Source organism: Parabacteroides sp. AF18-52, assembly GCF_003479145.1.
GTDB classification, from domain to species: domain Bacteria; phylum Bacteroidota; class Bacteroidia; order Bacteroidales; family Tannerellaceae; genus Parabacteroides; species Parabacteroides faecis.
Genome location: NZ_QUGR01000027.1, coordinates 55672 through 62519, shown reverse-complemented (window position 1 = coordinate 62519; position 6848 = coordinate 55672). Strand labels below are relative to the sequence as shown.

The 6848-nt window shown below is 38.6% G+C and carries 8 protein-coding genes; 1 reads left to right on the top strand and 7 read right to left on the bottom strand.

Annotated elements, in window-relative coordinates:
• Window positions 1–294: 294 nt before the first annotated feature.
• From cas2 to DWX23_RS23955, 7 genes are all read right to left on the bottom strand, one after another.
• Window positions 295–585, bottom strand: coding sequence for a CRISPR-associated endonuclease Cas2 (gene cas2, locus DWX23_RS23985; protein ID WP_122363326.1), 291 nt, complete (start codon window positions 583–585; stop codon window positions 295–297).
• 4 nt (window positions 586–589) lie between these two features.
• Window positions 590–1624 (bottom strand): type I-C CRISPR-associated endonuclease Cas1c, encoded by a 1035-nt coding sequence (cas1c, locus tag DWX23_RS23980; protein ID WP_122376364.1) that lies wholly within the window; start codon window positions 1622–1624, stop codon window positions 590–592.
• 3 nt (window positions 1625–1627) lie between these two features.
• Window positions 1628–2296, bottom strand: coding sequence for a CRISPR-associated protein Cas4 (gene cas4, locus DWX23_RS23975; protein WP_122376363.1), 669 nt, complete (start codon window positions 2294–2296; stop codon window positions 1628–1630).
• Complete coding sequence (gene cas7c, locus DWX23_RS23970) at window positions 2293–3156, bottom strand: type I-C CRISPR-associated protein Cas7/Csd2 (protein WP_122376362.1); 864 nt, start codon at window positions 3154–3156, stop codon at window positions 2293–2295. The genes cas4 and cas7c overlap by 4 nt, the downstream gene beginning before the upstream one ends.
• Before the next feature lie 20 nt (window positions 3157–3176).
• Window positions 3177–4931: a type I-C CRISPR-associated protein Cas8c/Csd1 gene (gene cas8c / locus DWX23_RS23965; RefSeq protein WP_122376361.1), complete on the bottom strand. Its 1755-nt coding sequence runs from the start codon at window positions 4929–4931 to the stop codon at window positions 3177–3179.
• Entirely contained in the window at window positions 4928–5608 is a 681-nt protein-coding gene (cas5c, locus tag DWX23_RS23960) for a type I-C CRISPR-associated protein Cas5c (RefSeq protein ID WP_122376360.1), read from the bottom strand. Before cas5c ends, cas8c begins: the two co-directional genes overlap by 4 nt.
• Window positions 5609–6151: 543 nt before the next feature.
• Window positions 6152–6445 (bottom strand): hypothetical protein, encoded by a 294-nt coding sequence (locus DWX23_RS23955; RefSeq protein WP_147382565.1) that lies wholly within the window; start codon window positions 6443–6445, stop codon window positions 6152–6154.
• A 93-nt stretch (window positions 6446–6538) separates the two neighbouring features.
• Here DWX23_RS23955 and DWX23_RS24920 point away from each other — a divergent pair, with 93 nt between their 5' ends.
• Window positions 6539–6706 (top strand): hypothetical protein, encoded by a 168-nt coding sequence (locus DWX23_RS24920; RefSeq protein WP_158607119.1) that lies wholly within the window; start codon window positions 6539–6541, stop codon window positions 6704–6706.
• Window positions 6707–6848 lie beyond the last annotated feature (142 nt).

The following is a 6848-nucleotide window of genomic DNA, read 5'->3' as shown; positions in this document are numbered from 1 at the left end:
TTAGCAAAGTTAATACTTTATTTGTTTGCTTTGCTGACACAGTTTAAATTACAGCCTCATGACGGATCAGAAGATTATCAATGGTTGATGGTTTCAACCCACGTACCTATATAAGGTACGACTCCATGATAAATAACGTGGACATTTACAGCGTATTAAATATGCTGTTATGCGAAACTTTATTTACTATCTTGTTTCTTTATGGTGGAACGAAAGGTAAAGCATATAATATGCTGAAAATCAGAAATAGCGAACATCTTTGTATATCCGTTACCACTTCAGGTTCGCAGGGACTTAAATTATTAACTCATCCTCTACATTATAAGACGTGACAACTCCGATATACTCGACTCTTTTAGAGTAATTATTACCCAGGAAATAGAAACGGATACTATCTTTATTACTATCTATAATATCTAATAGTTTCAATCTTAATTCAGTGAACTGAGTAGGAGAAACAGAGCATTCAAAAACAGAGTTTTGAACGCGTTGCCCGTAATTCATACACTGTCGTGCAACTTGTCGTAACCGGCGTTGTCCCTGAGGAGTCATTGTTTCTACATCATATGTGACCAGAACATACATACTGCTATTTTATTAAAAAGACAGGATAATTATCTAAATCATTTCTCAGGAATCGGGCTAATAACATTGCCTGGATATATGGAATCAGTCCTATGGGAACAGATTCATTCAAATATGGATGAATAATAGTTTCCTTCTTTCTTTTTTGCCAAGCAGATAAAACCTCTTTCCTGATATCATCATTCATAACAATTCCATTATCTCCATGTTCGATAAAACCTTTACCTGAAATTTGTTTGCGATTAATCAATGACAAAACCAATCTGTCTGCCATATAAGCTCGCAACTCCTCCATCATATCTAACGCTAACCCAGCTCTACCTGGACGATCTGTATGCAGAAAACCAACATACGGATCAAGTCCAACAGACTCTAATGCAGATTGGATCTCATGATTTAATAATGTATACACGAACGATAACAATGCATTTACTTTATCTTTTGGTGGTCTCCGGTTTCTTCCACTGAAAGGAAAATCTTCACGCTGAGCAATAATCATCTGACTAAAGATGGAGAAATAGGTCGTTGCTGCTTCTCCTTCAATTCCTCTGAGGCTATCGGATGAATCTGCTATTAATGCTTGATTTTTCGATCTTTTCAATTTCTCAGAAGCTGATAGAAATACAGAAAGCTGTTCATCAGAAGATATATGATCCCTCTTGAATCGCTCTATTACAGATCTTGAGTTTGCTATCTTCCCGGCTATACAGATACGACTGATCTCCAACGATTTGTTTGCATCATCTGCTATTCTGTACTGTGTTCTTCTTAAAAGTACATTCCCTTTTACCGGTCCCGAAAGCCGTCCCTGAAATTGTCCGTTAGCACTTAAGAAGCATAATCCTACGTTTCTCTCAGCGCACATCTTCATTAAAGCCGGAGATGCTCCCATATATCCAAACGAAACGATACCTTCTATATTCAATACCGGAATACGAAAAATATCCTTCTCTTTTACTCTGATTACAACGTTTTCTCCATCTTTGGTAAGATAGGCTTCCGGAGTTGTTACATACAACGTATTCAACAATTTTCTCATACTCTATTCATATAATTGGGTAAGATAAGAATTCACTTTTGGTGTTTTGGTCAGCACTTTAGGCATACATACATCATTCAGGGAACAAGACTTGCAATGTGCTTTGTATATCGCAGGCGGAAGAAGTTTCTTCTCATACAACTGATGCATTCTTTTGCATTTTTCTTCAACTAAAGTCCGTAACTCTTTCGTTAGCAGAACCTCTTCCCGATGGCGGGTTTCACCATAATATAAAAAGCCTTTTTCAATACAAATGTCATACATTTCTTCCAGGCAGATGGCTTGAGCACATAGCTGGACTTCGTCAATCTGATCTTTCTTTGGTTTTCCCCGTTTATATTCTACCGGAATTAATCGCCATAATCCCGGATATTTAGGATGCCGTATTGCGTTTTCTTCGGAAGATGACGCAACCATTTCTACAACGTCAGATATTCCATAAAGTCCCAGTCTTCTGGAAACAAGAGTTACGGATCTCAATGTTACGACCTCTTTATTGCGGTTCATTAACAGGGGATCATCTACCTTTTGGTGCATCCAGTTGCCTTCAACAGTGAGCTTGTTTTCAGCCCACTGTTGTTCTATATGTATAAGTGCCCATTGACGCTCGCAAAATGTAATATGCTGAATGCCGGAAAGCATCAATAGATCTTCATCTCCGTATTCTATCATATCATATCTAAAAGTTCCACTCCTTCCGGAAGTTTATCCTTATCGATAGTCACTACATAATCGTTAAACGAGCGGGGAGGAACCTCTTTATTTTTCAACTTTATATCAATCAGATTAAACAACGTATGAGCAGAGGCATTTCCTAGTGTTGAACTATGTTTGAATACGATCAATTTACGGGCATTCATCATACCTCTTGCAGCCGAATGATCATGATCGAACATATTCTTTAATGATTCCCAAAATAAATTCAGATCATCTTCATTAAATCCGGTCTGGGTAGCCAAATGTGCAGAGATGAATCCGTTAGCTTTATATAATCCATAGGGTACTGTATATTTTCGTCCCATGGTACGGTTGTCACCACTTTGTTTTTTAGCCTCGTCTTCAGTTGCTACTGCCATGCGGGTAATACTATGCTCTGCTGTCACAATAGGGTCAATAGAACGAGCAAAAGTAAATTGGATTGGCCCACGAACCTGTCCTGCATTTTCTCCGGTACTTAATACAGCTCCAAATGTCCTGATATCATAGAAATTCCGGCACATCCATTGACGGGCTGCTTCTGTCTTATCTCCTTTTTCTTTCGCTTTAACATCTTCCTGTTTATGAGCTTCTGCTATCTGGTTATTCAAAATAGCTTTTTCCTTAATGAAAATATCATAAGGTTTTTCACTGTCTTTTACTATCTGAACGAAGTTTCTGACTTTTCGCTTCAGACAAACATCTGATACCAAGCCTTCACCGGTTTCGGAGTCTACTCTGGGCAAGTTTCCTGCATCAGGGTCTCCGTTGGGATTACCATCTTGTACATCAAATAAATAGACGAAATCATAACGGTTTTTTATTGCTGTTTCCATATTGTATAGAATTATTGTTTTTATTCTTTATCTGTTGTATCCTTTTTTGTGTATAAATCTTCTCTCTGATGATAATAGCCTATCGCAAAGCGGGATTGATCGTCTATCGACAGATATTTCGGTAAGCCGTTACTATCCAAATCAGAAATTACCCCTTGTAGTAACTTCTCATAATAGACACATTTACCTGTATCTAATTTTGCCAGATGATGTCTGGATAAGGAGAGTAAGCGTCCGAAGACAGTTGCCGGTGTTGTCGAAGCTGCACCATAATAGCGTTCCTTTATGGTTGAATTAGCTCCGGGGATTGCATCACTCTGAATTTTTTCGAGGATAGCAAACAAGCGGCCACATAAGTATGCCTGATTTGTATTTGTTAAATCTAATCCCATGATAATATCTTTAGGTTTATTAGTACGATTTCTATATTTTCGATTTAAATATGCTTTGAGAATAGCAGCTCTTATGGATGTTATATTCCGGTCAGCCTTTATCCGGGTGAGACATTGCATTTGCAGTGTTGCAGGATAGGCTCTGTTATCCAAAATACTTTGGGTCAAATCACTGGCCAGGTTGGGTGGAAGGTTTTCCATTTTATTCTGAAAAGAAACTTGAGTAAGCAAATTAAAGAGAGAATAATATTCTTTTTTACTTTTATTTCTTACTATGTCCAGATCTTCAAAATGTTGTCTGAAATAACTTGAAAATTCTCCTACTGTCCCTTGACGCCAAAATCGCACGGAGATACGAGCGGCATTAGGGGATAGTCCCAAAATATAAAAAGGAGTTTTATCTTTTTCATCCAATACCCCGGATTCCAAAGAAGATAAAAAGCTTTTAATAACTTCTATATTCTTATCCGGATCATCTTTGGGTGGGGCTGAAATAAGGAAAGCGAAGCTCTGTTCCAGTTTAGTCGGTTTTTGTGACCAGAAAACAACGGATGTATCGTGCAGTCGGTATTTATTGGAAGAGTCTTTTCCTAGAAGCGTATTAAGTGCTGTTGTATAGGCATCTTCTGCTTCTTTTGAAATAGGAGCATTCATCCCCTGTTCTTTGTAATAAGAATCGTACCCCGATTTCTTTTGGAAACCGACCAATTTGGCTCCGCTTTTTCCGCCGGGTATGGCAATAGCACTATTTAATAAAGCAATCGGTGCTTTTTTCCCGGTAATAAGACATATACCCTCTTCTTCATTTTCCTCCGAATTGCATTCTATTAAAGATGTTATATCTGGATTTGCTGCAACAATAGACGTATTACCGATTACTTTGAAAGATAAATTTGTTCCGTCTTTCTTTATACATTCTTCCCATAAAGAATCCGCTTTTATCCGTTCGATATTTTCTGCAATATCATAAAAACGGGATACGGCTTGAATATCTTCATTAGAGGGAAAAAGTGCTGCTATCCGTTTCACTTCCTGTATAAACGATTTATTTTGTTTGCGGGCATCCTCTAATGCTTTAGGCTTTCCTTTTTCATCGGTGTTTTTGGGTTGTCCCAAAACATAACCGAAATGATCCCATAGGATATTTACGGTTTGCCAACTACCGCTACCGGAACGTCCTTTGCTCTTAACGACTAAATATTTTTTAGCACGTTTTTGTTTCGCTGAACCTTCTGTTGTATCCTGTAATTCCACAAATGTTCCATCTTTATCAATCAGAATAAGATAGGGGATTTCTTTCCATTCCAACCCTCTAGGGGCAATACTATCTGGATCAGCATCCGCTTTACGTTGATAATACTCATATAATGCTTGTAAAATCATCGGCGTACCTCCTCACTGTTTATTGCAGGAACCTCTAAAACTCCTTGTTTCAAAATTGCACGAAAGAACATTGGTTTGGGATTCTTTTCATTTGTGAAATCCATATCATATAACATATATCCTAAATCGCGATCTTCCTGTATACCATTTCCTTTTATCGGATTATCTATATATGTGAAGTTGGCGGAAAACTCTCTACAGCCTAAATAGGGTTGATTGAAGCATTGTCCTTTTTTAGCTCGGCGTTCAAACATGGCGTTATACTTACCCGGGTTTTCATCGGCTTGCACTGAGGTTTTTTTCTCTTTTTCTTCTGTATTCCTTTTTCTTGGTGGAATAAATTCTAGCTCTGCATATATCCTATAGCGAACATCTTTCAATAGTAAACTGGACTTTTGTTGTCGGTTGTCTTCTATGAATAAGTCGGAAGTACGTGGACTCATCAAACTCCCTACTTCATTTCTTTTAAAAGAAATCCATTTTATTGGTTTCAAAACTTCTATCCGTGTTATATTCCATCGAATGGCTGGTTTCCAGAATATGGCTTCAAAGATAGCACGTGCAGCAGAAGGTGTAATAACATCATAACTGACTCGCTCGATCTTCATTTCAGGACGGGTAAAACAGGCAAGCTTACCTTCAACATCTAAACAATATTCTTTATTATGATATTTCATAATTGTCAGATTAATAGTTGGTTAATTGAAATATGGGTGTCTGTGCTTTGAAAAACAGCACTTTATTAATTCCCCTATAAGTACAAAGCTACATTTTATTTTTCAATAAATAGTTATTTCCAGCCCTTAATTTTAAAAGTATGCTGGATTATTCATGCACCCGAAAGAGTTCAACATTCCGGCTTAATCTATTCAAACTATTATCTTAGTGTTTCAATCCACGCACCCGTAAAGGATGCGACTCACTGGATCAGTTGTAGCAACAGGGTATGTAGGGTTTCAATTCACGTACCTATATAAGGTACGACCCATCCGGTACTTGGCAAAATCTTGTCTCTCTTGAGTTTCAACCCACGTACCTATATAAGGTACGACTTGCCATATCGATCTCACGGGTGTCCCACTGTACGTTTCAACCCACGTACCTACATAAGGTACGACCCGGTATTAACCAGGGCATCATCGTATGAGTCCGTTTCAACTCACGTACCTACATAAGGTACGACCGTAAGTTAAAGTCCCCACCTGGTCAGTAGTTAAGTTTCAACTCACGTACCCGTAAAGGATACGACTGTAACCGGGGCCTTGTCCCTTTTTGCTTCCGAGTTTCAATTCACGTACCCGTAAAGGATACGACGGCTCATCATCATCCAATCCATCGCTATCCTCAGTTTCAATCCACGTACCCGTAAAGGATACGACAAGCTTTTTTGTTAAGACACCAGCTAAATTGGATGTTTCAATCCACGTACCCGTAAAGGATACGACCAATCCCACTCGCTGTTTGTATTTGCCTTGATTAGTTTCAATCCACGTACCCGTAAAGGATACGACCAAATCTATTCGTCTTTCTTTCAGTTCTTCTGATGTTTCAATCCACGTACCCGTAAAGGATACGACATACGGCTGACTTATTTTCCTGTACGTCTTATGAGTTTCAATCCACGTACCCGTAAAGGATACGACACAAACAGTACGCTTAACCAACTCCGGTGTTTCAATCCACGTACCCGTAAAGGATACGACGCTTTCGGAGACTTAAAGCTGCTTAACTCATCCAGTTTCAATCCACGTACCCGTAAAGGATACGACTTCTAAAGGACATTTATGTAGGTTCAATCTTCCGGTTTCAATCCACGTACCCGTAAAGGATACGACTTGGTTATTGATCGTTGGTAGATCCTCATTAGCTGGTTTCAATCCACGTACCCGTAAAGGATACGACAAGAAAATCAAGGTT